A 26,204-nucleotide genomic window follows, 5' to 3' on the forward strand; every position below is an offset into this window, starting at 1 on the left:
TTTTAGTACGTATACAGTTTCGACCACATCAGCAACATAGATCAAACTAAAGTAAGAGTTGAGGCTGTATGATAGAGTTTCAGAAGTATTTTGCGTATGGTTCAAATATGCACCCAGCGAGGTTGGAAAAGCGTATTGGACCATGTGATATCATTTCGGTAGCTCGTTTACAGCGAGCGGAGCTACGATTTCACAAAATTGGATTGGATCGTTCTGGAAAATGTGACATTGTATTCCAGGAAAATTATTCAACGGAAGTATGGGGAGTCGTCTATCAAATTTCAGAAGGACAAAAAAGTCGACTTGATCAATATGAATCACTGGGACAGGGCTATCAAATCTTGAAGATCAATGTTTTAACCCAGCAGAATCAATCAATGAATGTGTTTACTTATCAGGCGATGCCTCAATATGTCGACCATTCACTCAAGCCCTTTGATTGGTACCATGAGTTAGTCATGCTGGGGGCTCAGTTTCACAAATTCCCAGTAAGTTATCTGGATGAATTGCAACAAGTTTCTTTTCTGCCCGATTCTGACCAAAAGAGTGTTAGTATGCATCAGAATCTGCTGAATACCATTCGCAAAAAACAGCAATCTAGCTTTGATGAGAATGACCAGATACTTAATTATGAAGATCAAACCCAGTGAGAGATAATTTCATAGATCATTTCCTCCTCCAGGGTTTCATGTGCTAAGAGTTGATCTACTAGTTCTCCGATGGCCGACCAGTAAGCATCAGTTCGAAGCATTTGATAGAGTCCCAGGGTTTTTTGTTCTAAATATTGCATTCTCGCTGGTTGCTGAGGAAACAGAGTCGCAGCAGCTTTCCATGCTTCTCGCCAATCGCCCGACCATTCAGCAACCATGGCAGGGTGAAACGGGTCTCCTGTATGAATCATTTCTGCAACAGGTCCTGCCAGCGCAACCAGAACGGCTTTTTCAAGATAGTTTTTTTGGTCAAATCGCCCCTCTGGCCAAGAGAGTTGTGCATCGCCAAAACGCTCAGGACCATCATCCCAGTCGGGATCGATCGTAACGGAATGAACGCGGGCACCGACATGAACTGCCATCAATACATGGCCTGCTTCGTGATAGGCCGTTAATTCTTCAGTCAATTTGAGTCCATTATGTTTTATAAAGAGTACATGATGAGAAATTGTGGAATTGTTAATATCGACAGCTTAAACGAACACGATTTGATTTGATCCATGAACATTCTTTAATAATTGGGATTCATCAATTCTGACTTTGTATTGAGTTTTCTCTTCTGTAGAATGAAAGGTCGATTTTGATAATGTGAAGTCATTGAGAAAGAGTTCGAAAATCATCTTGGAGAAATACAACACATGAATTTGATTCGTCAATTTATCACATTGTGTCTGTTCGCGACAGTCTCAACTCAAGCTGTGCAGGCAGAGGTATACGATGTGGTGATCTATGGAGGAACTTCAGCCGCGGTGACAGCTGCCGTTCAAGCAAAACGCATGGGCAAGTCAGTTGTCATTGTTTGCCCTGATCAACATCTTGGTGGATTGTCCAGTGGGGGGTTAGGTTGGACTGATACCGGCAATAAAGCAGTCATAGGTGGACTGGCACGCGAGTTTTATCATCGGATCTGGAAGTATTATCAGGCTCCAGAAACATGGAAGTGGCAAAAACGAGAATTGTATGGTGACAAAGGGCAGGGTACTCCTGCCATTGACGGGAAACAAAGGACAATGTGGATCTTTGAGCCACACGTCGCTGAACAGGTTTTCGAAGACTTTGTTCGAGAATACAAGATTCCCGTACATCGCAATGAATGGTTGGATCGTCAGCAGGGAGTGAATATGTTAGGTAAAAACATTACCTCCATTACGATGCTCAATGGTAATATTTATTCTGGCCTCATGTTTATTGATGCGACCTATGAAGGTGACCTCATGGCGGCAGCCGATGTTAGTTATCACGTTGGAAGAGAGTCCAATAGTGTATACGGTGAGAAATGGAATGGAGTACAAATTGGTGTATTACATCACAAGCACCATTTTGGTTCTCGAGCCGTCAAACAAAAGATAAGTCCCTATCGTATTCCCGGAGATCCTTCCAGTGGTTTGCTGCCTCGTATCAGCGGTGCGAATCCAGGGAAGTATGGTGCCGGTGATGACAAGATTCAGGCATACTGTTTCAGGATGTGCTTAACCAAACATGCCGAAAATCGTATCCCTTTTCCTAAGCCCGAAGGCTATGATCCGAGCCAGTACGAATTGTTATTGAGAATTTATCAGGCGGGTTGGAGAGAAACCTTCGCAAAATTTGATCCTATTCCCAATTATAAAACGGATACGAACAATCACGGTCCAATGAGTACTGATAACATTGGCTATAATTACGATTATCCCGAAGCTTCATACAAACGCAGAAAGGAGATCATCAAAGAGCACGAGACCTATCAAAAAGGCTGGCTCTATTTTATTGCCAATGATCCGCGCGTTCCAAGTGAAGTACAAAAAAAGATGCGGGAATGGGGGCTCGCCAAGGATGAGTTTACTGATAATGGAAACTGGCCACATCAACTTTACATTCGTGAAGCACGGCGGATGATCGGACAGTTTGTGATGACAGAGAATGAACTGTTGAAAAAACGCCCCACACCCAATTCAGTTGGTATGGGATCTTACACGATGGACTCTCATAACGTGCAGCGATATGTCACACCTGAAGGGTACGTTCAAAATGAGGGAGACATCGGTGTTTCAACCCATGGTCCCTATCAAATTGCCTATGGTAGTCTGGTTCCTAAAAAAGGAGAGTGTGGAAATCTGCTCGTACCTGTGTGTGTTTCCAGTTCACATATTGCCTTCGGTTCGATTCGAATGGAACCAGTTTTTATGATTTTAGGACATTCGGCGGCAACAGCAGCTGGCATTGCCATTGATCAAAAATTGGATGTGCAAGATGTACCCTATGCTGTTCTCAAAGAAAAACTAGTCAAAGAAGGACAAATTCTGGAAGCGCCTCCCGAAGCAAAATTTGGTCGAAATGGTGTGGATCCAGCGAAGTTGAAGGGCATTGTACTCGACGATTCACAGGCCGATCTAACAGGATCATGGGAATTCAGCAGATCATCTAAAAAATATATCGGTTCAGGTTATAGCCACGAATCAAACTCACAGGATGGAAAAGCAGTCGCCCGATTCGAAACGAAAGTGCCTAAAGCGGGACGCTATGAAGTACGCTATGCGTATACTCCTCATGGTAATCGTAGCTCGAAAGTCAAAGTGGCAGTCAAACATGCGAACGGTAAAGCACTTCGCACCATTAATCAGAAGAAGCTGCCGTCACTGGATGGTATTTTTGTTTCGTTAGGAGAATACGACTTTGTAATAGACCAGGCAGCGGTAGTCGAAGTTACAAACGAGGATTCAGACGGTTATGTGATCATTGATGCCGTTCAGTGGCTACCAGTTTCGAAGTAAAAAGGATTCAATTCAAGTCTAGAAAGAGGAGTCAGCGATGCCCAATAAGAAAGTTATTTTGACTTTGCTGTTATGTTACATTCTGATTTCGATTGAGGGACTTGCCGAATCTTCAGCACTCGCGGCTGAGCAAGTTACGAAACAAAATATTGTTCACACGATGCGTAAGGCGAGTGAGTATTACCGTGACAAACTTGCCGTACATGGAGGTTATGTTTATTACTATAGTCTCGATCTGCAACAACGCTGGGGAGAAGGTAAAGCAGGGCCGAACCAGATTTGGGTACAACCACCGGGAACTCCTACGGTTGGGTTAGCGTATCTGAGTGCCTGGCAGGCAACGGGAGATCAATTTTATCTCGACGCAGCGACCGATGCCGCACTCTCCCTCGTATACGGGCAGTTGAAATCCGGTGGCTGGACAAATTCGGTCGATTTTAATCCCAAGAGTAAATTGACCGCTGACTACCGTAATGGGAAAGGGAGAGGTAAAAATAATTCTACACTTGATGATGGGATTACACAGTCAGCAATTCAGTTATTAATCCACGTTGATAAAGCGCACCAGTTCCAGCATCAAAAGATTCATCAAGCAGCAATGATCGCTTTGAACGCGTTACTCGAAGCACAATTTCCGGTGGGCGCATTTCCGCAGGTATGGACAGGACCCGTTAAAAAGATTCCCGCAAAAGCAGCTAACTTTCCCAAGTATGATTGGCGCACGGAAGGACGCATCAAGAATTACTGGGATTACTATACACTAAATGATGGATTGGCAGGCTATGTGTCAACAGTCCTGATAGATGCCTATGAAATCTATCAGGATGAGCGTTATCAGCAGGCAGTATTGAAGCTGGGAGATTTTTTGATTGAAGCTCAGCTACCTGATCCGCAACCTGCCTGGGCTCAACAATACAATTATGAAATGCAGCCTATATGGGCTCGTAAATTTGAACCACCAGCTGTAACCGGCGGAGAATCGCAGGATGCCATCGAAACTTTGATGAAAATATATCGCTTCAGTGGAGACAAAAAATATTTGAAACCGATTCCGAAAGCACTTGCTTATCTGAGGAAATCCCAATTACCGAATGGACAATTAGCCCGATACTATGCGTTGCAGACGAATCGACCACTCTACATGAATAGGAATGGAAAGAAATACAGCCTGACCTATGATGACTCGAATTTACCACGGCATTATGGCTGGAAAATCGATTCACAATTGGCGGAACTCCAACGCGAATTCAATATAGTGAAATCTGGTAAACAGAAACAGGCTTCTCACTTAAACAGGCGTAAATTAATGCCACAGGTCAAAACAATTCTGAATACATTGGATGATCAGGCACGCTGGATTAGCATCAGTACTGGACAACGCCTTGTGGGACAACCAAAGTTTCCAGTCAACAGTCATTTTATTTCCAGTGAAGTCTTCAGTCAGAATTTGGAAACTTTAAGCGCTTATTTACTGACATTAAAATCAGATTAGTGTGGGATACCATTCAGGTGAAAAATGGCGTTCATCGTGACCACTTTGGTTTCATTTGGTTTATGCCTGATAATATTAATACCAGTATTGTTTTGTGTGATCTCTTTTGCTCTTTTGATTTCGAGCCCCATTAGCTTTGCCAGATAGACTCGATTCACAACATTATGAGCAATAACGGCAATGGTTTCACCCAAATGTTGCTCTAGCAGATTCTGCATTGCTGGTTCTGAGCGGTTTAGAACATCGCCGTACGACTCGCCTCCCTCGTACTGATTTTCCGCAGGGTTATCCATGAAAGCCCGATACGCTTTGGGAGATTCCTGCATAATAATATCCCAGGATTTTCCTTCCCATTGCCCGACATCACATTCATGGATTTCTGCAATCTCCCGAGGCTCCAGACCAAAAGGTTGGCAGACAGCCATCGCTGTTTCTTTGGCGCGTGTCATGGGGCTGCAATACACATGGTTAATCGCACTGTTCTTGGATAAGAACTCAGACAAAGCATCAACTTGTTTTTGACCCGATTCACTCAGGCTCGGATTGATTCCACAACCTTGCAGTATATAAGGGCGTTGTTCATTTGGTGGTGTGGCGCCATGCCTGATGAGAATCAGATTGGTGACATTGGGCTCAGGCCGGGGAATGAATTCTCTATTTGCCATTATTATAAAGTCCAGTGAGATAACTCTAGATAGATGACTAAGACTGCTTTTTATGTTGAGCCAGCTTCACAGCCGCTTTAATTGCTTCCATGATTCCGTTAGTGTCGGGAACTATCTCTGTCCAGGCAATATCAAAGGCAGTTCCATGGCTGGGACTGGTTCTTACGATAGGCAACCCCAGCGTAATATTGACTGCCTGATCAAATCCGAGAAGTTTAAATGGGATATGCCCCTGATCATGGTACATCGCAACAACAGCATCAAACTCGCCACTTACTGCTCTCCGGATGAGTGTATCCGCAGGGAAAGGCCCCGTGATATCTAGTCCCAATTGTGCAGCTTGTTCGACTGCCGGAGCGATGATACGCGCTTCTTCGTCGCCAAAGAGACCATGTTCTCCCGCATGAGGATTAAGTGCGCAGACAGCAACACGCGGGACAGCTGCGCCCATAATTTCCATTAAATTGCAAATCAGATGAATCTTCTCATAGATCTCTTGAGTCTTAAGTAAACCTGGTACACTGGCAATGGATGTATGTAACGTAGTATGCACAATGCCCAGTCCCGACGGTGGTTTAATGACATTATTATGGGGTAGATAAAGCATCATTCCAAACTCGTCGACCTGACAGCGGTCTGCCAGAATCTCGGTATGACCAGGATAATTGATGTTGGCGAGATGTAACGCTTCTTTATTCAGCGGCGCAGTAGTGATGGCGTCTACTTGTCCTGACAGACAATCATCTATTGCACTCACCAGATAATCGTAAGCACCCTGACCAGATCGAGCATCAATCTGACAGGGAGCCGCGTCAATAACATCGGCTTTTCCACGATCAATGCAGAAAGCCGTTTTTACTTTGAATTCAAGTTTGTCCGAAACACCGTCAATCGAAACGATTTGCAGTTCACTACCAGATTGCTGGGCAGCACGACTCAAGATGTGGGCATTACCATAAATGATCGGGTGACAGATTTCAAAGAGTTCAGATCGGCAGCAGAGCGCATCGAGAAGCTGAGGGCCAATGCCTGAAACGTCACCCATGGTTAATGCAATATATGGCAGTTTCATAGCGTTTCGAAATATTCGCATTCGTTTAGCGGAAGGCCGTTTCGATCTTTTTCAGAGAGAATCGGCTCGGAATTGATTGGCCAATCAATTTCTAAGGCCGGATCATTCCAGAGTAGTGTTTTTTCATTTTCCGGAAAATAATAATCGCTGCACTTGTACATAAAATCTGCATGTGGACTGAGAACATAAAATCCATGCGCAAACCCGGCTGGCACGAATAGCTGCTGGTGATTTTCTGCTGTTAATGTAATTGAGAATGATTTACCGAAAGTGGGCGAATTTTTTCTCAGATCAACACAGACATCAAAAATTTCACCTTGGACAACAAAAACAAGTTTTGCCTGAGGGCGTTTGATTTGAAAATGTAACCCTCGCAAAATGCCAGCCGAAGAGCGAGAGGAATTGTCTTGAACAAATGTTTCGTTGACTCCCACTTTTTGATAGCGTTCTTGCTGATATGTTTCTTTGAAAAACCCACGTTCATCTGCAAACACTCGAGGGGTAATGACTAATAAACCGGGAAAATCCGTTTGTTGTACGTCCATTATTCGATAGCTGTTTCGATTTCAGGTTAGATTGAAGCTGTCGTAAATCCGTTTTCTTCAATAAATCATAGCGGATTTTCTGTTGTATGAAAGCAACGTAAGAGTCTGATCTAGTAGAGTTGAGTATCTTTTTAAACGTTTTGATATGCCACAAGTCTAATTTTCAAAAGAATTTAGAATAACGAGTAACCACGTGGTTTTTTGTCTTTTTTCTTGAAAACGGTACCCTATATCGCGTATCCTATAGTCAACATTTCTTACCTAAGAAGTAGATCCTCTTTTTTCGTTGCAGATGATTTATGAAGTTGAGCCATTTATTGAATAAGAATGTAGCAGCTAATGCATTACTTAGACACGTTTTAAGTAGCGTGTTGGGATGCGCGCTCGTTCTCATGATTTCAGAAGTCACAGCTGAGGAAGTGAAAGTTAGGAAACCGGTTTCTCCGGTTGTCAAGACAAAGCTTTCTGAAGTCTTTTTTAAGACAGTGCCTGACTCACTGGAAGATCTGCAAGAGATTGAGAAACAAGTGACTTCTCTCACGAAATCCTCAATTCACAGTACTGTTTCAGTTCGTGTGGGAGACGCTCAGGGAAGTGGTGTTATTATCGACAATAAATCTGGATATATCCTCACAGCAGCTCATGTAATTGGGTTAGCACAAAAAAATGCGACCATCATTTTACATGATGGCCGAACTCTTAAAGGGAAAACGATGGGTTTAAATCGGGGAATGGATGCCGGATTGATCAAACTCGTTGATGAAGACAAGACAAAAATTAGTAAACTCCCTGTGGTAAAGATGGGAGATAATTCCAAAGTGGAGCCGGGAGACTGGGTGATTGCCACTGGACACCCCAATGGATATCAGGCAGGGCGTCCTCCTGTTGTACGCTTAGGTAGAATTGTTTCCCAAAAGAAGCATCTTATTCAAACGGATTGCACTCTAATCGGTGGAGATTCCGGCGGACCTCTCTTTAATATGAGCGGGGATGTGATAGGCATTCACAGTCGGATCGGACCTTCAACAAGTTGGAACTTTCACATTCCGGCTTCAGCGTTTCAGAACGATTGGGAAAAGCTTGTCTCCGGCGATATGTGGGGGGCAAAACCTTTAGGGCAAAATGCTGTTTTAGGAGTGAATGGAGTTAACACGGATCAAGGCTGCAAAGTCGTGGGCGTGACACGAGGCTTCCCAGCACAGATCGCAGGAATCAAAGAAAATGATGTCATTATTCAATTAAATAACCAGAGAATTACAGGAATTGAACAACTGGCTGAGGTCGTTCAGCGTTATAAGCCTGGGCAAACCATTCAGATTAAGTTGATTCGTGACAAGAAAACAATGACGTTCGAAGTGCAATTGGCAGCCAGAGACTAATGAAATGCCAGGACAGGCTGAGATGTTTGATTCTATTTTGAATTTAAGATCACAGTCCGAATTATGTATTAAGGAGAAACTCTTGAACCAGGATCAAAAAAATAAAGGTACCGAATCGAGTCGTCGATTTTTGGCGATGCTTTTGATCGTTCCGCTGTTCATGGGAAGTCTTACTTCATATGGCTATGCCTGGGATCAATTACAACCAAGTCAATTGACAGGGGGCTCTCAGATCCGAAAAGCTTTTCGTGCAGTGGTCTCCACACCTCGATCATGGACGGTGCGAGTACGCTCGAACGGAAAAGAAGCGTCTCTGGGCGCCATTGTTGGCTCAGACGGCTGGATTTTAACTAAGGCCAGCCAACTTCAAGGTAAGATCACCTGTGAGTTATCAACGGCCGAACGCTTTGAAGCAGAAATCATCGGAGTAGACGGAAAGCTGGATTTGGCTTTGATTAAGATTGATGCACATAATCTTCCTACAGTCAGGTGGCGTTCTGCCTCAGATCCCAAGGTTGGACAATGGCTGGCAACACCTGGTTTAAGTATGTCACCTGTGAGTGTAGGCGTACTCAGTGTTTCAAGACGTTCCGTCAAGCCCGCCCCTGGTGTTCTGGGAGTACAAATCGGTGATGCTGAAGGTGGGGCATTAGTGAAATCAGTGCTTCGGGAAAGTGGCGCGGAGCAGGCAGGGTTGAAAGCCGGTGATGTGATTTTAAACGTCGCCGGTGTCGAGATCGAAGATGCGAATGCGCTCTCAAGTTTTGTTCGCAAATTTTTGCCTGGCGACCGGGTTCTTTTGAAGGTTTTAAGAGAAAAGGAAGAACTCACAGCCGAAGTCATCCTCACTGACCCCCAAATGCTGATTTATGATCGTTTACGCGAAATGCAAAAGAAGATGGGAGGCGCCTTAAGCCGCCGTAAAACTGGCTTTACAGAAGTTTTTCAACATGATGCTGTACTACGACCAGAAGATTGTGGTGGAGTCATTGTGGACCTTAAAGGGCAGGCCGTAGGTTTGAATATTGCGCGTGCTGGTAGAACAAAGTCATTTGCAATCCCGGCTAACCATGTGATTCCAATGATTGAAAAGTTGAAACTGAAAAAGTATGCTCCCTACAATCCACTGAAGGATACTAAGGAACAGACGGTATCGACTGGGATGTCATCCTGATTCCATGAACGTATATTGGCGGTCAAGTTCTTTTCGAAATGTCTTCACTGCCAGTTTTTGGACTTGGTTCGTTCTTTGGCTTCCAACACAAGCGGCACCTCGAATCCCGATGATGTCGGGCGAAATATCCGACAGCAACTCGAGGTGATCAGACGTAATCGAGCCTGCTAAGGCGATCTTTAAATTATATTTTTGTGCTCGATCAATGAGTCGCTGAATCTCTTCAAGGCGCATACAGCTTAACAGGCTTTGACCTTGTTTGTCGTAGGTGTCAATTAATAGACCCGCACACCGACTTTTGATGGCTGCGGTAAGAACATCTTCTGGTGGAATGGAACGAGCCTGTTTCCAGTCTGCGTAAGCTACTGCGATCCACTGAAATGTCGCTTTATTAGTTACTTCAATTCGCTGTCTCCAGTTTAACCAATCTGAGTACCAGTTGTCTGATTGTTTCGTTTCTGATAGTCCCATTTTCAAGTAGGTAACTTCTGAAGGGATGGTCGGAGTAATGCGTTTTTCTTTCTGCTCTACCAGTTCTCCCAGTGCCAGACTTAAGGGGACATTTACCGGTTGCTTGAAAAAGTAGTCGCTTATTGAATGGAGTATTTCTTCATCGACCATTCCCAGAGCGCCGTTTAAAGGTTCTTTAAGGTCGAGAATGTCACAACCACCATTTAGCGCAGGTAGTACTTCGTCTCGGTTCCTGATACTGACGAGAAGCTGTACACGATGTGGATTCAATGCAGAACCTTCCTGGAGCCTCTAACGGCTGTTCTTTTCTGATGACTTTTCAGTCGGTTTGTGACGTAAGGCTTTGCCTGCCAAACTGCCGGTTGGAGATCCTGCAGTGATCGCTGGCTTTCCATTTACGAAGAGGTATCGAATGCCTTTTGAATACTGATGCGGATCATCAAATGTAGCCAGATCGATTAATGACTGTGGGTCAAACACAACAATATCTGCAAATGCTCCTTTACGAAGGTAACCCCTCTCTTTTAAACCAAGAATATCAGCAGGCAGCCCGGTTGCACTTCGAACTGCATGTTCTAATGGAATTACTTGTTCCCGGATGGCATAATATCCCAGCTTTCTGGGAAATGTACCGTATTGCCTCGGATGCGGACGATCTGAGCCTGGCAGGTAGGCACGTCCGTCTGAAGCAGTCGCAACCCAGTCGATTTTCATAATTTGTCGAACATCTTCTTCATTCATACTGAAATTCACAACTGAGGCACCTCCATGCCGAGTGATCTCCAACACAATTTCTAGCACACTTTTTTTTTCGTTATCTGCGATTTGTTCTAGATTTTTTCCTACCCATTCCGGCTTTTTTGAATAGCGGGCAATCCGTATTGCTTGACCTCCATCTCGCTTTTCAATGTTACTTTCAATCTTTTTGATGATTTTCGGAGCAGTTTCTGGAGACTCCAAACGTTTGATCAACTCTTTATTCCCCCCGGCTCTGGCCCAGGCAGGAATTAAAGTGGCTCCCAGTGATGTGCTCGATGCGATATAAGGATATTGATCTGCGGTTACAATTTGTCCCTGTTTACGTGCATCATCTATCATTTGAGCTGCTCTGATAACTAATCCCCAGGCATCCCGACCACTGGATTTGAAGTGTGAAATATGAACTGGTAATTTTGCCTGTTGGCCAATTTTGAGGGCTTCATTCACAGCTGAGAGTAGTTCTGTACTTTCATTGCGGATATGGCTGGCATAGATCCCCTTAAATTGTGATACGATTTTTGCCAGTTCAATGAGTTCATCTGTCTGGGCATAAGAACTGGGAACATAGATTAACCCGGTCGACATTCCCCAGGCACCATCCTGCATAGCTTTACGCGCCAGATGTTTCATCGTTTTGAGTTCTGTAGGTGTTGGCTTTCGTTGACCTGATCCCATGACTTGATTACGGAGAGAACCTTGCGGGATGAGGTGCATTACATTCGTCCCGCTTCCCGAAGTATCAATTTTTTGATAATAGGCCTTGGTATTAACAGGGCCACTGCCACAATTCCCCGTTACGATTGTAGTACATCCCTGGGTGACATAGTTCATATTCGCGCGAGTTAACGGGGAGACAATCTGTCGATCGCTATGGTTGTGTAAATCGATGAATCCGGGAGCGATTATCAGGCCGCGACATTCAATAGTTTGATCGGCCGGGGTGTTGATTTCTGGGGCGATTAATACTATACGCTCGTCCCTAATAGCGACGTCTCCTTGGAATCCTGGTTTTCCAGTGCCATCAATCAGCATGCCACCCTTCAGAAGCAGATCAAATGGTTCCGATTCTTGAGCGATTACTGAGAAAGCTGGTGTAAAGGTTGTCAGCAGAAACAGACAAAGTAAGAAGAGAAGCTGTTTCATGCGATGTAACTCCTTTGTAGGCTAGAGATTTAAGTTGCTATCTCGTAATTTATGAAGTTTTGACGTAGGAATAGTCAAAGTATCGCTAAAACCGGACAGAACTGCCAGTAAGAATATCTATTTCTGGGCTTTGCTTTGTTAATCTATTGTTGATATATTTCGCCCCTTATATAGTTGCCTGATGCGCTTTTAGGCGGTTTTAGATAAGACCCTCTGTTCCCTGTACGGAACGTTTAAATATCGAGATGGTCTGCTCCGGGATTCATAGTGGGAAGAGTTGAGAGTCATGAAACGAGAAGATGTGCGGAACATAGCAATCATTGCGCACGTAGATCATGGGAAGACGACACTGGTCGATGCATTACTGCATCAAAGTGGCCAATTTCGTGATTCTCAATTGAAAGGTGACTGTATTCTGGATTCGAACGATCTGGAACGGGAACGTGGTATCACTATTTTGGCCAAAAACATTGCATTGATGTATAAAGGGGTCAAAGTCAATATCATCGATACGCCGGGACACGCGGATTTTGGTGGTGAGGTGGAACGTGTATTACGAATGGCTGATGGCGTTTTAATCTTGGTCGATGCATTTGAAGGTCCCAGGCCACAAACACGTTTCGTCTTGAAAAAGGCACTGGAATGCCACTTAAAGCCTGTGGTGGTTATCAACAAAATTGACCGCCCTGATTGTCGTCCTGATCATGTACTGAGTGAGATGTTCGATTTATTTGTTGAGTTAGATGCAGATGATGAAACACTCGATTTCCCATATATCTATGCCAGTGCTCGTGAAGGTTTTGCGACGCACGATCTTGAAAACTTCGGCAATAGTATTCACCCGTTACTCGACATGGTATTGGAAAACGTACCCGCTCCCGATGTGAATCAGGATGCACCACTAACAATGATGGTAACAACCTTGGAGTGGTCCGAATATGTTGGTCGAGTAGCGACAGGTCGAATTAGTAGTGGAAGAGTCCGCCCGGGAGAAAAGGTAACGCTCATCAAAAGAAGTGGAGAGCATGTAAAGACCACAGTTGATTCGGTTGAGCTATTCAATAACCTTGGAAGAGCACCCGTTGATGAAGCATCTGCCGGCGATATTGTGGCATTAGTCGGACTGGATAGTCCGGAAATTGGTGATACGGTTGCCTGTGCTGAGAAGCCCGAAGCGCTCACACGAATTGATGTCGATGAACCCACATTGTCGATGCTGTTCACGATCAATAGTTCTCCGTTAGCAGGTCAGGATGGAAAGTATGTGACCAGTCGTAATCTGCGCGAACGGCTAATGCGTGAATTGGAATCAAATGTGGCATTACGTGTTACCGAACGAGAGGATAAGGATTCATTTTCCGTTTCCGGGCGGGGCATTTTACATTTGTCCGTTTTAATCGAGCAGATGCGCCGAGAAGGTTATGAGCTCTCCGTAGGAAAACCTGAAGTAATTCGTAAGAAAATTGATGGCAAATGGCACGAGCCTTTTGAGTCGATGGAAGTCGATGTTCCATCGGAAGTCGTTGGATCTGTAATGGAACTGGTCTGTGCCCGTCGTGGTCAAATGATTGATATGACGTCTGGTGAGACGGGAATGTCGCATCTGAAATTTTCGATACCTGCTCGTGGATTGATTGGTCTGAGGACGCGATTGTTGAATGCAACAAAAGGCGAAGCCATTATTAATCATCGTTTTGAAGCATACAAGCTGAGTGAAGGGGAAGTACCCCGACGTGCGAATGGTGTGTTAATTTCACAGGATAACGGTCAGGCTGTTGGGTATGCCTTGTGGAAACTGCGGGACCGTGCGGAATTCTTTATTGGACCAGGAGAAGATGTTTATGAAGGCATGATTGTCGGAGAAAATGCTCGGAACAATGACTTGGTCGTCAACCCGATTCGTGGCAAAAAATTGACCAATGTGCGTGCTTCCGGGTCAGATGAAAACATGGTTCTCAAACCACCTCGTGAAATGAGTCTCGAAGCGGCTTTAGAGTACATCGAGTATGATGAATATGTAGAGATCACGCCTAAGATCATTCGTTTGCGAAAAATCTATCTGACTGAGAATGAACGAAAACGGCAACATCGTACTTCGACTGGTGAGTAACTCGTTTCGAACTCCGACTAACGATCCCATGCTTTTAGTTTATCAACAAGCTCTAACATTTCGTTTCGTCGTTTCTCAAATGTACCAAACAGAATCAAGATACAGATTCCAAGGCCGATTCCAAATGCCCACCATGGCCAAATGTGACCAAGTGACTGTGATGCATGCCAGATCATACTGACGATCGAGAGTGCGAGAAACGAGGCTCCTACATAAAGAAAGGCGCGAACTCGAAGCAGCATGCCTGCAAACATGCCTGCAACTGAGAGGCAGCATAGAATGACTGGGAGCCATAAGTTGTCGGCAACACCAGCGATAAACATATCGCCCGTAGAGCTAACGTAGATCGTGATTGTCGAGAAGTAACGAATGGCTGCGATCTGTTTGGCACTTAATTTCTCTCGATTTAAGTGAGTGGCAATGAGTACTGAGAGGGCCGGAGGAATCAACCAGAGTTGAGGATGTTGAGTAAAGACCTGTCCTTGTTCTACCCAGAACGCCCAAAGTGCTCCATTACCGGCTAACGCAGCCAGAGTGGTATAGACAAAGGATTTTCTCCACAAGCTCATCACAACATATACGATACCAATCAACAGGAGGATCATCGAATAATCGCCCACTACAGGAGATTGTTGTGAAGAAGCATGAATCCAAAAACTAAGTGCAGGCAATAAAGGTAAAAAAGCTCCTGTTCTTTGTAGGGGTTCTGACAGCACGTTCAACCCAATACGCTGGAAGAACTCTCCTACACCGGCACCAGTAAACGCGATGGCAATCACAATGTACGGCCAGTAGGGAAGTAGGTAGCCACGGAAGAGTTCTGGCATTGTCAGGTAGATGTGCAGGAACAACAGAGCCAAAACAATTTCAGATGCATAGACATAAAACATGCGTTGTTTAAGGGAAAACTGGAATGGATCATATTGGGGAAGTGCCGCCATCAAAATTAACGCAGCCGAAAGTGCAACCAGAGTCGCGGAAACTACCGCAATCTGTGCTTTTGAAACCACTAGGGGAATTTCAGCAATCAAAAAACCGGTTTCTGAGATCAGAATAGACAACAGCGAAATCCCAGCTGCGATCAAATAAGTGCGTGAATTCTTTCGGAATGCTTCGGACCAATCCTCGTTCAGGGACGGCCATTTCACGAGAATGATAGTCGTCACCAGACTTAATACGGAGAGTACTTCTAACAATCGAATTAAATGGTCGAGCCAATAGAAGTTACCCTGAACGGGAAGCAATACCCAGCCAAAATAGATGAAACCCATTCCCGCTGCAAATAGCGCACGTTTCTTAAACTGCTGAGAGAGCTCACTATAATTACTAAAAGCGTATAAAGCAGGGCTTGTGATGGCTACTCCCACAACGGACCACCATCGCATTGTCTGATCTTCGAAGCGCAAAACGCTATGCAACAATGCGAGCACGACATAAACGGAAAGCCAGCTTACTGCCTGAGGCAGCCAGTTCAAGGTTTGCTTTTGAAGTAACTCGAGATTGGGTAGCTTTACTTTAGTTGCATTTGACAATATTGCACTACGCAGACTCCAGAACCCTCCGAGCAGGCAAGTGTAGCAGGCCATGGCCAAACCAGAATGTTGAACAAGTAGACGTAGTTTGGTTTCATTACTTAGGTACGTAACAACTCCACAGATTCCTAATGTGAACAGAGCTGGAAGACAATAGCGACTTTTCTGATCCCATAGCATCCCTAAAAGCAAAAGTGATACAGCGCTTAAAGTGATCCAACCGGCAAGGTCTTTAATGACTGGTACGTTTACCGAGATCAAAGACGAACGCGAGACAGTAATCAGCAGTGTGTAAAATAAGACAAGACAAGTGAGGACTCTGGCGAGTATCTGTTGAATCGCCGGTTTTTCGTTTGCGGTAATCCTGTTGCCGCGTACTTGTCGGTAAAGATCGACAATCAACCAGCAACCCGATAAAGTAGCCGCTGTAGTGACTAACCACTTCAGGAGATCCATCCAATCTTGAGCTTCTAGATAAACACCTGGGGTAGTCCATTGAGCGGTGACCAAAAAAGTGGTTCCCAGTAGAGCAGTGGCTAACGATGTATAAGCAAGGCGTTCTTTGCGAAGGCAAATTCCCAGAGTCAGATACATGGCTGTTAACGAAGTGGTTATCAATAGTGCTGGTAGAGGCCTGAGTGGATCAGACCAGCCTCCTCGGAAAGCGAATGCTAACAAAATCAGCGCAGTCGATTGGCACCAATAGTAATGTCGGTTACTGTTAGCTTGATGTAGGGGCTCATGATGTAATTGCTGCCACTCCAGTACGAATCGAAGTGTGTGGAACGCACCGATCAAGATCAGACCAATTTCCATAAACAGATTGATTTTCCAGGCATCCCATTCTGTGAATTGCCAGCTTGCGACTGTGACTAAGCCAATTAAAGCTAAACTTAAAAAAGAGAACCCATTCGTTTTGAAGCTGCTGGTGTATCTACGCGAAAAAAATGTGATACAGACAGCTGCCATGGCAAAAGTGATAACCACGGCAGGTAGCATCTTGGGAAAATGTGATAACCATTCGTGTTCAGGGTTGTTCAGATTCATTGTGAACGGGAGCAAGTAGGGGGCTGCCACCAGACAAAGCATCATCGTGAGGTGCACACGAATCAATGGCCAGGAAACGGGAGTGAGAGTTTGATGTTCTACATAGTCTGGATTGACTTTCTTTTCGATGGCCAGCCAAAAAAGGCCATAGAATGCAAACGAAAGACCGGTATAGATGGAAATTCGAATCAGGTCATCCAGCTGGAATAAGTTTAAAGGTTCTGAAATCGTGATGATCGTACCTGCGATCACCATCGATGCGAGAAAATGGGAGCCGATGAACATCCAACTGTTTGAACGGAAGTGAATCGAGTAAAAAACAGAGGCAACCATCAGTATCAAAATGGGAATGCAGAATGTGAGCAGGGAGACGATCAGATCGGAAAGCATTAAATGCTCCAGAGGTTGATCAATATTCAGCCAGTTACCATAGATTTGATAGATTGTCAAAACCAGTAATGGTAAACCGGCGCCTAGAATACTAAGGTTGCGCCACGTCGGTTTGTCTTCCAATAGTCGAGGCAAATAGCGTAATCGTATTTGTTTTGAACGCAGATATTGTATAAGAGATTTTGATTTCAAAACGAGAATCATTAGAGCCAACGCATAAATCCCCAACCCCCACCGCAGGGCATCTGCAACACGGTGTTGTTCGATAAAATAACCCGCACACAGGAAAGGAATGAGGTAGACAATGAAGTGCATCCCCTGTGATGTGATTTGTTGAAATCGACTGTTGAGATAAGGCAAGCAGGCAACTGACAATAATATCAAGCATCCCCAACTCCAGACACTGAAGGCTTCCTTTGAATCGGGGGGCATGAATCCAATCGTACTTAGGGAAAGATTAAAATATGGTATGCTGACCATGCCTCCCGAGATTACTACAGCGAGTAGTACAGCTAAATGCGTCGAAACATCATCCTTTTTTGATTTAATCATATTGAAACCAACCAGACAGGTTAGATAAGCAAAGAGCATGATTAGTGGAAGTGTCGTGAAATGCTGGACCTGATCCATTTTAAACGCTGCATCAAAATCAACAGCGATAGCGGGTATGATTGACAAAAAGAGAACAAATCCTGTTGAGACGATGGACACAGCTAAGAGTGCAGGCTGTAAATTCCATCGAGAATTTCGAGATAACGCACCGAGTTGATTTTGGGAATATTTTTTAGAATGAAGAGCGGACCCCAATAAGATCCAGATTGCCACTGCGAAGATATGGATTAACCAGAACTTGGGATTCATCCAACCAGGGTTGTCCCAAAGTGCATATGATTCACCGATGGCTGTCGCGGCATAGAGACTGCCTGCCGTACCAGCAAGTTGTGAAAGCATGAACCAGATATCAGATTTTTTGATCAGAGCACTGCTGATCCAGATTAACATGATCCAAAATAAGTATGAAGTATGTAATTCCGGTGAGATTTTGCCAAAGAGTGCATAGGGGATAAGCACAGAAGACGTCAGTAATGAACCATTTACGATGGGCAGTGTAAAAGGATTTGATTTTAAGGGAATGATTGACCAGTGTTCGCCCATACGAAGATGTGATTGAGACCAGTGCTGTAGAGTGATCAAAAAACATATTCCACCAGTAGCATGGACAAGGCTGGCCCAAACAAAGGGAACGTCCGGCAGAAGATCTATTTGAGAAAGCCACGACCGAATTGTGGGATTGATTCCAATAGCGTGTTGTAGAGTCAAAAACCACAGGCCAGAGGCGATGGCTGATATCAATTGCTTTCGAATGTGCCAGTTTGCAATCAGACAAATGATGGCGTTTATGAGTAAAGACAGAGTGGCCCACATGCCATCTGTTTTTGTGATAAAGCCTGCGTAAATGGCAATCAGACTTGAAAGAACTGAGAAGCATCCCGCGGTATAAAAATAATAGCGCGCATCTTCACTTTTTTGGGCACGTTTTAAAAGAACGCCGACGATTGAAGCAAAGATTGCAAAGGTAATCAAAACCGCTGCACTACGTCCCAGTAAAAGGGATTCAATCAAGGTATTCTGTGAAGTTCCCAGTAATTCAATGGTATTTGTAAAGACATGAAAGCCCAGTAAACCGGCAATCGCTCCAGAAACCAGGGCTGGGATATGACAGAGGGCAAAACGTGCTTTGGTAGCCAGCAATGTCAAACTAATACAATTGACGATTCCCAACACAATCATGATTTCAACACGCGGCCAGGCTATGACGAAATTCACAAGCATCATTAATGCAGAAAAGATCGCGATTGATGAGCCGGCCAATGACCAGTGCGGAGAGTGATCGTTTTCTTTTCTATGATGCAGTACCAGCCCCATTCCCATCAGGATGATTTCCATGATAGAGAGTAGCGGAGTGAGATAGGCGAATGTTTCAAGGCGAATGGTCGAGCTCCAGATCAACAGCCAGCAGGGAGCGAGAACTGCAAAGACTGAAAGTCCACCGATGGTCACTAACTCGCGAGATTGCGAATCCGAGAACTCATTCCAACGAAACGTATATTGGAGAATACTTGACATTGCCACAATAAAGCAGCCGATCGGAAGCAACGCCAGAAGAATGGTTTGTAGAAAAGACGGATCGTCCAAACTCATTCGGGAGATCATAATTTGACCAGCCGATGAACCTAGTACAGTGGTTAATAATTGCCAGCGTCCGAAACTAACAAGGATACGGCTGGCGGAATACACCATCCATCCAAACGCTGCAAAGCCAATACTAAGAGCGAGGATGAAAAGAGGGTCGGTGATCGGCCGATGGTCGGAAAGTCGAATCGCAGCCAAAAAGTTAAGTGGAACTAACAAAACGGTAATCAATAACAGTCCACGGCTCGTTGATTCCAATTTCCAGCGTTTAAATGTATAGATACCTGAACCGTGAATGGCTGCTGTTGCCAGTAAAAACAGCAGGGCGGGGAAATAGGGGATCTGATTTTTCAGTGTAGACCAGAGACTGATAACCAGACCGATTGCGCTACCAACAATGAGCAGGCCGCTAATCAATTCACCCCAACGAATATTTTTGTCTTCCATGAAGGCATTCAGAATAGCCCCGAAGGGGGTTTTCTCTTTGGGCGCCTCATCGAACTCAGAGAGCATTGTTGCCTTTGATGAATTAGAAGCGATAGAGACAGGACTTTTCTGAATCGTTGGTTCTTCAAGAAAATCGTCGTCATCGAGAAAGTCAGCGATTTCTGATGCAAATGCCGTTTCTTTGTATTTGGTTTTTTTTTGAGAAGGTTGAACCTCTTGGATTGGTTTTTCAGTTTTTAGTACATCTTTTATAGAAGGTGACTCAGTGGCTTCTTCAGTCAATTTGATGAGTTTCAGGAATTCCTGCTCAGGAAGTTTACCTTCATAATATAACCGCCTGATGAACCGTTGTGTGATCAACCGGTCTTCATCTTTTTTGTGGTTCTCCTGAGGAGAGGCTAATTCAGGAGACTCATGTCGAAATAGTAAAGAGAATAAAAATGAAACCAGTAACCAGAGGCCGTGACCCATTACTGTGATTATCGCTAATCCGACCAGAATTCCGAAGATCACTTCAATGTCCATCTTGTATGTTCCTGATGTAGGGTTTCATTGATGCAAAAGTGTCAGATGACCTTCTGAATTAAAGGCGTCTTTTTTTCAATTTGATCACTCCGAATTTTAAAAAATGTCTAAATTAGCGACGATAAAAATGTTGTATGTCTCTATTTATGCTGAGATTATGACATTTTAGCTCAAATTTGGACGTAATGAAACTTTCATAACAGATGTCGAAAAAATAGATCGACCTGTTAGATCGCACAAAGTGGAATATGTACAACGTCCAATGTTTGAGTTCCCAGAAGTACCTAAAGTTTTACTGTATGCTTGATATATCTGAGGTGAGATACTAAATGAGCAAACTTAAAATACAGAAATGCGAGTTCCATCATCTAAAATTTGCGTTGGTTGCGGCGAATGATAGGTTTTGCCCCATTGTCGTTTGAGTGCTGGTTGCAAGTAGTAGAACGAATAGAGGAAATCAAACCAGCGATTTTGAATTGAGTGGTTCGAGATAAAAGGAAAATCCCAATGCGAGAGGATCCTTTTCCAGAGTGTAGCTCTTTGCGAATATCGATAATGGATAGGGTCGAATCCATACCAGTCAGAGGGTATTTTTACAACGGCAATTTGATCTTGTTGACCGAGTTCAGAGAGTCGACGATTTAGTAAATGCACTCTTTGTTTGAGATCAGTCAGAGAAGTTTTGTTTTTGGGAAAGAATAGCCGTCGAGTCAATTCAAAGCGAATCGTTGAGAGTTGTGAAATACTTTCTTCAGGGAGAAGCGTAATAATGATGCGTGCATCAATTTTCTGTAATTGATTTACACAAGACTCAATCCATCCAAAGATAGTATCAACTGATTGACCATAAATCAGATCATTACCGATGTCAGTTAAGAGGGCGAATGGTTTTCGATTCTCTGAATTGTTTTCGGGAATTTCATCCCATATTTTACATTTTGAGATTCCCGGAAGTGCACGATAGAGTAAATGGCTCCAGTTGCCAAAAGAACGCCCATGTCCCATTGCTGTATAAATTTCGAATTGTGATTCAATTGATGCTTGCAGAAGTCGTATGATCAGGGGAAAATCTCGAGTCAGATTGCTGGCCCCTAATAGTATCACTGGTTGATAGAGTTGCTCTTGGCAGTTAAGCGATCCGGTGGAACTCATAAATAAAGAATACCGACTGAAATGTTTTGCGAAGCGTTCTTACTATATCTCTTGAGCAGAATGAGTAAAGTGTGGTCTGAAAATAACTGAAAAAGCGATACTGTGATGACAGTATCGCTTTGTGACAGATCGCAAATAGCTAAAGAAACCATGCAATGATTATGCTTCACCTGCTTCTTCTTCACCGGTTGTCGCTGAGAAGGTAGAACAGACAGACCTTGCGATGGCAGAAATTTGATTTTCCTGTGGTGGATCCATATCTACTTCTTTGTATTCTGCTTTATCTAGAATGACATCAACGGCTTTGCGTTCACGGAGTTGAGCTTCGAGATTTTCAATCATACCCGATTTCACCAGACGAGCTCGAACCCTGCGAGGACTCTCCCCTTGCTGCATCGCCATATAGTAAATCTCCATGTCAACTTCATTAGGCTGCACTTCTAGCTCTTCGGTAGATGCAATTTTATCGAGCACAAAATGCTCTTTAAGTGCCTGACGAGTCGAGGAAATTGCTTGTTGACGAATTTCGTTTTCTCGTGCCTGGATATCCTGCCTCGAAAATCCAGCTTGCTGCATTTCCAGGATTTCACGTCTTAAAGCGTTTTCTACTTGTTTTGAGACCAATGATTCTGGAAGGTCCCAATCTGCAGATTCTGTGATTTTGCCCAGAACTTGTGAACGTGTTGATTGTCGTTGTTCATAGGTAACTTGACGTTCGAGAATATTTTTTACTTCTTCTCGTAGTTCTTCTTCCGATTTCGCTCCTACTTTTTCCAGGAGTTCTTCGTTGATTTCTGGAATTTGAATAAATTTAACACTTTTGATGGTGAAGATGGCATGTGCCTTTTCTCCTCGCATCTCAATTTGCTCAGCTTCTTCGGAGATTTCAATTTCAGCCTCTCGAGTCTCGCCAGCCTTGACACCATCCATTAATTTATCGAAATCTTTAAGTTCTGCATCTTGGAGACGAAATACAGGACGCAGGGGAACGACGATTTCATTGATCTCGCTGAGGGTTTTACCATCATGTTCAAATTTTATAGAGAGCTCCAGTAAGTCTTCTTTTTCAGCTGCTCCCTTTCGTTCTTCCATTTCACCATATTGACCGAGGAAGCGATTTAAGTATTGGTCCACATCTTGATCTTCGATTGTCCGAACCGGACGCTCCAGCTTTAAGCCTTTATATTCAGGGAGTTTGAAGTCGGGGCGAACCTCTACTTCAAATTCGAATTTGAATTCTCCCTCTTCAGGAATCTGCAGAGTCTCAACATCAATGGTCGGCTCGTTGATTGGATCAAGGTCATTATCCTCAGCGACTAGCTCAAGACTTTCCATCAAAATCCGTTGTTTGACCTGATCGGAAAGTTCTTGCCGAAACCGTTTTTCAACAAGCTTGCGCGGGACATGACCAACACGAAATCCAGGCACCGTCGCCTGACCACCTAATTCTGAAACTGATTCGGAATAGAAATGATCAATATCTGCCCGGGGCACAGTCACAGTAACATGTTTTTTACAGGGACCAACTTCATCAATCTGGGCGGTTACGGACATCTTGTACTCGCCATCCGCAGATACGGCTTCTCCCTCTGTTGTATCAGTTGTTGCGAGTTCGTCGGACACGGTCCAATCCTTTTCTTTAATGATGTGTGAGAAATAGCTTAGGGGGCATTGATCAAATCTTGCACTGTATCTAAGGGTGTCAGTTGCAAACTATGACGTTGCTTCTATTGTGATACTATTTACAGTATTAAACTGCCCCTTAAATCTAATTAGAAGGGGCCTGCGTTTCTATCCCTTAAGATCATGCCAGCAAAAAAAGCGGGTGAAGGGATTTGAACCCTCGACAGCCACGTTGGCAACGTGGTGCTCTACCACTGAGCTACACCCGCAAGCTAGCTCGTACCTAGTCACTTGTTAATTGACTATCATTCGTAAATGCACGAGATACCTTTGCTTGAGATTATGTCTTGTAATTCTCTGAGGTCAAGAGTATGAGACGAAGTAAATCATGGATATCAGTGACTTTTTTCATTTTTTGATCGAAATCCAGCTATGGTCTGCTGGTTTTAATTGAACTTCCTCAGCTTGAATCTTGTACTAAAGTGTGACTGGTCTAATTGGACCTCCTAAAGAATGCATGTTGATTTTTCGCGTCATGTTGTTTTAAGGCCACATAGTGGTAACTGATTTTCTATAAATGGTTTACGTGTTTAAACCCTCTTTCACCGTTCAAAGCGTTGTGAATTCGCCTCATTCTGTTTTGGTCTCGGTTTGTCATGTGCCGAAAAAAATGTCCGCAATGTGTTTTTTCTATCTGATGACCTGTTAACGACTTACAGTTCTGTTTTTGAACAGATTGTAAAAAGTTTTTAGCGCGGAGCCCCTTTTGGTATTCAGCTTGCTTTACATCCCTGTATCAACTTTAAAACACAAAACTCGATGCAAAGCATTCATATTTAACACCAGGGAGACCAACACCATGAAAAACATCTTTACTCAACTGATGAACGACGAAGCCGGATTTATTGTTTCTGCCGAGCTTGTTTTGATTTCCAGTATCGCCGTTCTGGCAATGATCGTCGGACTGTCTGAAGTTGCTTTAAACGTCAACAATGAACTCGAAGATGTGGGCAGTGCCTTCTCCTGCATCGATCAGTCTTTCAAACTCAAACATGCACATGGTCACAAAGCCTGCACCGAATCAAGCAGCTTTTACGATTCGTCTGACTTCTGTGCTGGTCAGTGGGACGTTGAATAATTGTTCCCTGAAAAACCGAATGACAACCTCCAAAACGTCCTTTCTTTCCTGAAGACTGTCTGCAGGGCTTCACCAACCCTGCAGATTTTAAAACCCGAAACAAACCCAATACCCACTTTATGAACTGGAGACTATCACCATGAAAACCGTGTTGATTCAACTGATGAACGACGAGGCCGGATTTATTATCTCTTCCGAGCTAGTGCTCGTTTCAACAATTGCCGTATTGGCCATGATTGTAGGGCTGAGCGAAGTCGCTCACAACATTAACCAGGAACTGGAAGATGTTGGTAGTGCATTTGGTCGGGTCAACCAGAGCTTCTATGTTTCCGGTGCCTCAGGCCACAAGGGCTATACGTTTGGAAGTGATTTCAATGATCGGGTTGATTTCTGTGACAGTCAAAACGACATCGTTTGTGACCGTGGCCCTGTTCGTGAAGGACGAGGTTACAACAACTAAGCGATTGATTATGACTGCGAAATAGACGACGTTTCCCGCATAGGAAGCAGGCTTGCATCGAGGCGGAGGTCTCCACCTCAGACACCTTCATCATTTAACATGATGAGGGTGTTTTTTTCTGGAGATTATTGAGGGAAGAAATCAGCCAGATTTACGACTTGTTCTGTACGAGCAGAGTAATCAATCGCATTAAGAACCCTTTGTGTATTAATTCCCAGATCTGACCATTGCTGTTCCAATCGACCCGAGCGAATAATATCACAAAAATGATTGATCATACACGTTTCTTGGAGTGGATCTTCAGTTTCGTACTTAATGGAATTCCCTTGAGCATCATTGATAAAAAACTTAGGCCTGCCATTATCCCAGGGGCGTGTGAAGTCATTGCAAACTAAGGATGCTTTGGTGCCGGCAATTTCAAACCACTTACGCATGCAGACATCAAAACCGCAATCAAAAGAAGCAATTCGATCTTTACTGAACCACATGGTACCTGAAAAATTGTAATCGACATCGTTATCTTCATATGAGCGCGATGTACCAAAAACTTTTTGCGGTAGTTCGTTAAAAGCCCATAGTGTAGCGCCAATACAATACCAGCCAAGATCTCCCAGAGAACCACCACCCAAGTCTCGCTGGAGGCGTAAATCATTTTCAGGAATGTTGTCCCAGCAGATAGTAAATGCAGAAGTAAAACGGCGGTGTTCGCCAAGTGCATCACTACGAATTTTTTGGAGGATTTCACGTGCTCGTGGATGATGGTACCACATGACACCATCCATCAGTTGAACTTGATTCTCTAAACAAACTCGGCGCATTTCTCGTGCCTGATTGACATTTAATGCCAATGGTTTCTCACAAAGGACATGTTTACCGGCCCTTGCTGCTCGGACAGTCCATTCACCATGTAAAGAGGGAGGCAGAGGAATATAAACTGCATCAATTTCTGAATCAGCCAAAAGCGCTTCATAACTGCCTACGCTACGTTTGACATGATGTTTTTGTGCCCAATCAGCGGCTCTTTGAGAGTCACGACTCGCAATGCATGTGAGCTCAGCATTCTCAGCTTGATGAATCGCGATACTAATTTTTTCTGCAATACGAGCAGTGCCTAAGATTCCCCAGCGCACAGTTCGATTTGAGTCTTTCATTAGATGAGTTCCAATAATTTATGAAAAGAATTTGAATTCTTCAAAGCAAGTTGTTATTGTAAAGATAGAGCAGCATGTCTTTATTCAATTCTTTAAAATATCTAATAATCCTGCTCAATATCACAGACTTTTCGAGTTCTGTAAAGTGATCGTCGTTCAGTTTCCCTTTTTAGATTTGAAGTCGCGCTTCAACGGTATTTCTTTTTTGACATCAATATGAACGCACACGTTTCTTGTGTGCATCTCTTGAACATATGATTTCTGAGTACTCGCTTA

General features: G+C 43.9%; 18 protein-coding genes and 1 tRNA gene. 8 read left to right on the forward strand and 11 right to left on the reverse strand.

Features of this window, described 5'->3' with window-relative positions:
• Positions 1-68: 68 nt before the first annotated feature.
• Complete coding sequence (locus V144x_RS11425; protein WP_144985284.1) at positions 69-650, forward strand: gamma-glutamylcyclotransferase family protein; 582 nt, start codon at positions 69-71, stop codon at positions 648-650.
• Here V144x_RS11425 and V144x_RS11430 read toward each other — a convergent pair.
• Complete coding sequence (locus tag V144x_RS11430; RefSeq protein ID WP_144985285.1) at positions 638-1,117, reverse strand: hypothetical protein; 480 nt, start codon at positions 1,115-1,117, stop codon at positions 638-640. The two genes, V144x_RS11425 and V144x_RS11430, sit on opposite strands and share 13 nt — an antisense overlap.
• Positions 1,118-1,348: 231 nt before the next feature.
• Here V144x_RS11430 and V144x_RS11435 point away from each other — a divergent pair, with 231 nt between their 5' ends.
• Complete coding sequence (locus V144x_RS11435) at positions 1,349-3,460, forward strand: FAD-dependent oxidoreductase (RefSeq protein WP_144985286.1); 2,112 nt, start codon at positions 1,349-1,351, stop codon at positions 3,458-3,460.
• Between the two features lie 37 nt (positions 3,461-3,497).
• Positions 3,498-4,952 carry a pectate lyase gene (locus tag V144x_RS11440; RefSeq protein WP_144985287.1) on the forward strand — a complete coding sequence of 485 codons (1,455 nt, stop codon included), beginning with the start codon at positions 3,498-3,500 and terminating at the stop codon, positions 4,950-4,952.
• On the opposite strand, the gene V144x_RS11445 is transcribed toward V144x_RS11440, so the two are convergent.
• The 3 genes from V144x_RS11445 to rfbC are packed head-to-tail and all read right to left on the reverse strand — an operon-like array spanning position 4,949 to position 7,234.
• A complete protein-coding gene (locus tag V144x_RS11445) occupies positions 4,949-5,617 on the reverse strand; it encodes a histidine phosphatase family protein (RefSeq protein ID WP_144985288.1) in 669 nt (222 codons plus the stop codon). The two genes, V144x_RS11440 and V144x_RS11445, sit on opposite strands and share 4 nt — an antisense overlap.
• A gap of 37 nt (positions 5,618-5,654) precedes the next feature.
• Entirely contained in the window at positions 5,655-6,689 is a 1,035-nt protein-coding gene (gene pdxA, locus V144x_RS11450; RefSeq protein ID WP_144985289.1) for a 4-hydroxythreonine-4-phosphate dehydrogenase PdxA, read from the reverse strand.
• Complete coding sequence (rfbC, locus tag V144x_RS11455; RefSeq protein ID WP_144985290.1) at positions 6,686-7,234, reverse strand: dTDP-4-dehydrorhamnose 3,5-epimerase; 549 nt, start codon at positions 7,232-7,234, stop codon at positions 6,686-6,688. Before rfbC ends, pdxA begins: the two co-directional genes overlap by 4 nt.
• Before the next feature lie 299 nt (positions 7,235-7,533).
• Between rfbC and V144x_RS11460 the strand changes: the two genes are divergently transcribed.
• Positions 7,534-8,613 (forward strand): S1C family serine protease, encoded by a 1,080-nt coding sequence (locus tag V144x_RS11460; RefSeq protein ID WP_144985291.1) that lies wholly within the window; start codon positions 7,534-7,536, stop codon positions 8,611-8,613.
• A gap of 82 nt (positions 8,614-8,695) precedes the next feature.
• Entirely contained in the window at positions 8,696-9,787 is a 1,092-nt protein-coding gene (locus V144x_RS11465; RefSeq protein WP_197998876.1) for a S1C family serine protease, read from the forward strand.
• Here V144x_RS11465 and V144x_RS11470 read toward each other — a convergent pair.
• Both V144x_RS11470 and V144x_RS11475 read right to left on the reverse strand, forming a co-directional pair.
• On the reverse strand, positions 9,779-10,528 hold the full coding sequence (locus V144x_RS11470; RefSeq protein WP_144985293.1) for a (5-formylfuran-3-yl)methyl phosphate synthase: 750 nt from the start codon (positions 10,526-10,528) through the stop codon (positions 9,779-9,781). The two genes, V144x_RS11465 and V144x_RS11470, sit on opposite strands and share 9 nt — an antisense overlap.
• A 21-nt stretch (positions 10,529-10,549) precedes the next feature.
• Positions 10,550-12,160 (reverse strand): N-acyl-D-amino-acid deacylase family protein, encoded by a 1,611-nt coding sequence (locus tag V144x_RS11475; RefSeq protein WP_144985294.1) that lies wholly within the window; start codon positions 12,158-12,160, stop codon positions 10,550-10,552.
• A 286-nt stretch (positions 12,161-12,446) separates the two neighbouring features.
• Here V144x_RS11475 and typA point away from each other — a divergent pair, with 286 nt between their 5' ends.
• Positions 12,447-14,270, forward strand: a complete 1,824-nt coding sequence (typA, locus tag V144x_RS11480; protein WP_144985295.1) for a translational GTPase TypA — start codon at positions 12,447-12,449, stop codon at positions 14,268-14,270.
• Positions 14,271-14,287: 17 nt separating this feature from the next.
• On the opposite strand, the gene V144x_RS11485 is transcribed toward typA, so the two are convergent.
• From V144x_RS11485 to V144x_RS11500, 4 genes are all read right to left on the reverse strand, one after another.
• Positions 14,288-20,404 carry a hypothetical protein gene (locus V144x_RS11485; RefSeq protein ID WP_144985296.1) on the reverse strand — a complete coding sequence of 2,039 codons (6,117 nt, stop codon included), beginning with the start codon at positions 20,402-20,404 and terminating at the stop codon, positions 14,288-14,290.
• A 339-nt stretch (positions 20,405-20,743) separates the two neighbouring features.
• Entirely contained in the window at positions 20,744-21,556 is an 813-nt protein-coding gene (locus V144x_RS11490) for a hypothetical protein (protein WP_144985297.1), read from the reverse strand.
• A 159-nt stretch (positions 21,557-21,715) separates the two neighbouring features.
• Entirely contained in the window at positions 21,716-23,179 is a 1,464-nt protein-coding gene (gene tig, locus V144x_RS11495) for a trigger factor (RefSeq protein WP_144985298.1), read from the reverse strand.
• A 197-nt stretch (positions 23,180-23,376) separates the two neighbouring features.
• Positions 23,377-23,448, reverse strand: a tRNA-Gly gene (locus V144x_RS11500).
• 590 nt (positions 23,449-24,038) lie between these two features.
• On the opposite strand from V144x_RS11500, the gene V144x_RS11505 reads away from it, so the two are divergent.
• Positions 24,039-24,317: a Flp family type IVb pilin gene (locus tag V144x_RS11505; RefSeq protein ID WP_144985299.1), complete on the forward strand. Its 279-nt coding sequence runs from the start codon at positions 24,039-24,041 to the stop codon at positions 24,315-24,317.
• A gap of 139 nt (positions 24,318-24,456) precedes the next feature.
• Positions 24,457-24,777, forward strand: coding sequence for a branched-chain amino acid aminotransferase (locus tag V144x_RS11510; RefSeq protein WP_144985300.1), 321 nt, complete (start codon positions 24,457-24,459; stop codon positions 24,775-24,777).
• A gap of 125 nt (positions 24,778-24,902) precedes the next feature.
• On the opposite strand, the gene V144x_RS11515 is transcribed toward V144x_RS11510, so the two are convergent.
• Complete coding sequence (locus tag V144x_RS11515) at positions 24,903-25,928, reverse strand: Gfo/Idh/MocA family protein (RefSeq protein ID WP_144985301.1); 1,026 nt, start codon at positions 25,926-25,928, stop codon at positions 24,903-24,905.
• Between the last annotated feature and the right edge of the window lie 276 nt (positions 25,929-26,204).

Source organism: Gimesia aquarii (assembly GCF_007748195.1).
Classification (GTDB): Bacteria; Planctomycetota; Planctomycetia; order Planctomycetales; family Planctomycetaceae; genus Gimesia; species Gimesia aquarii.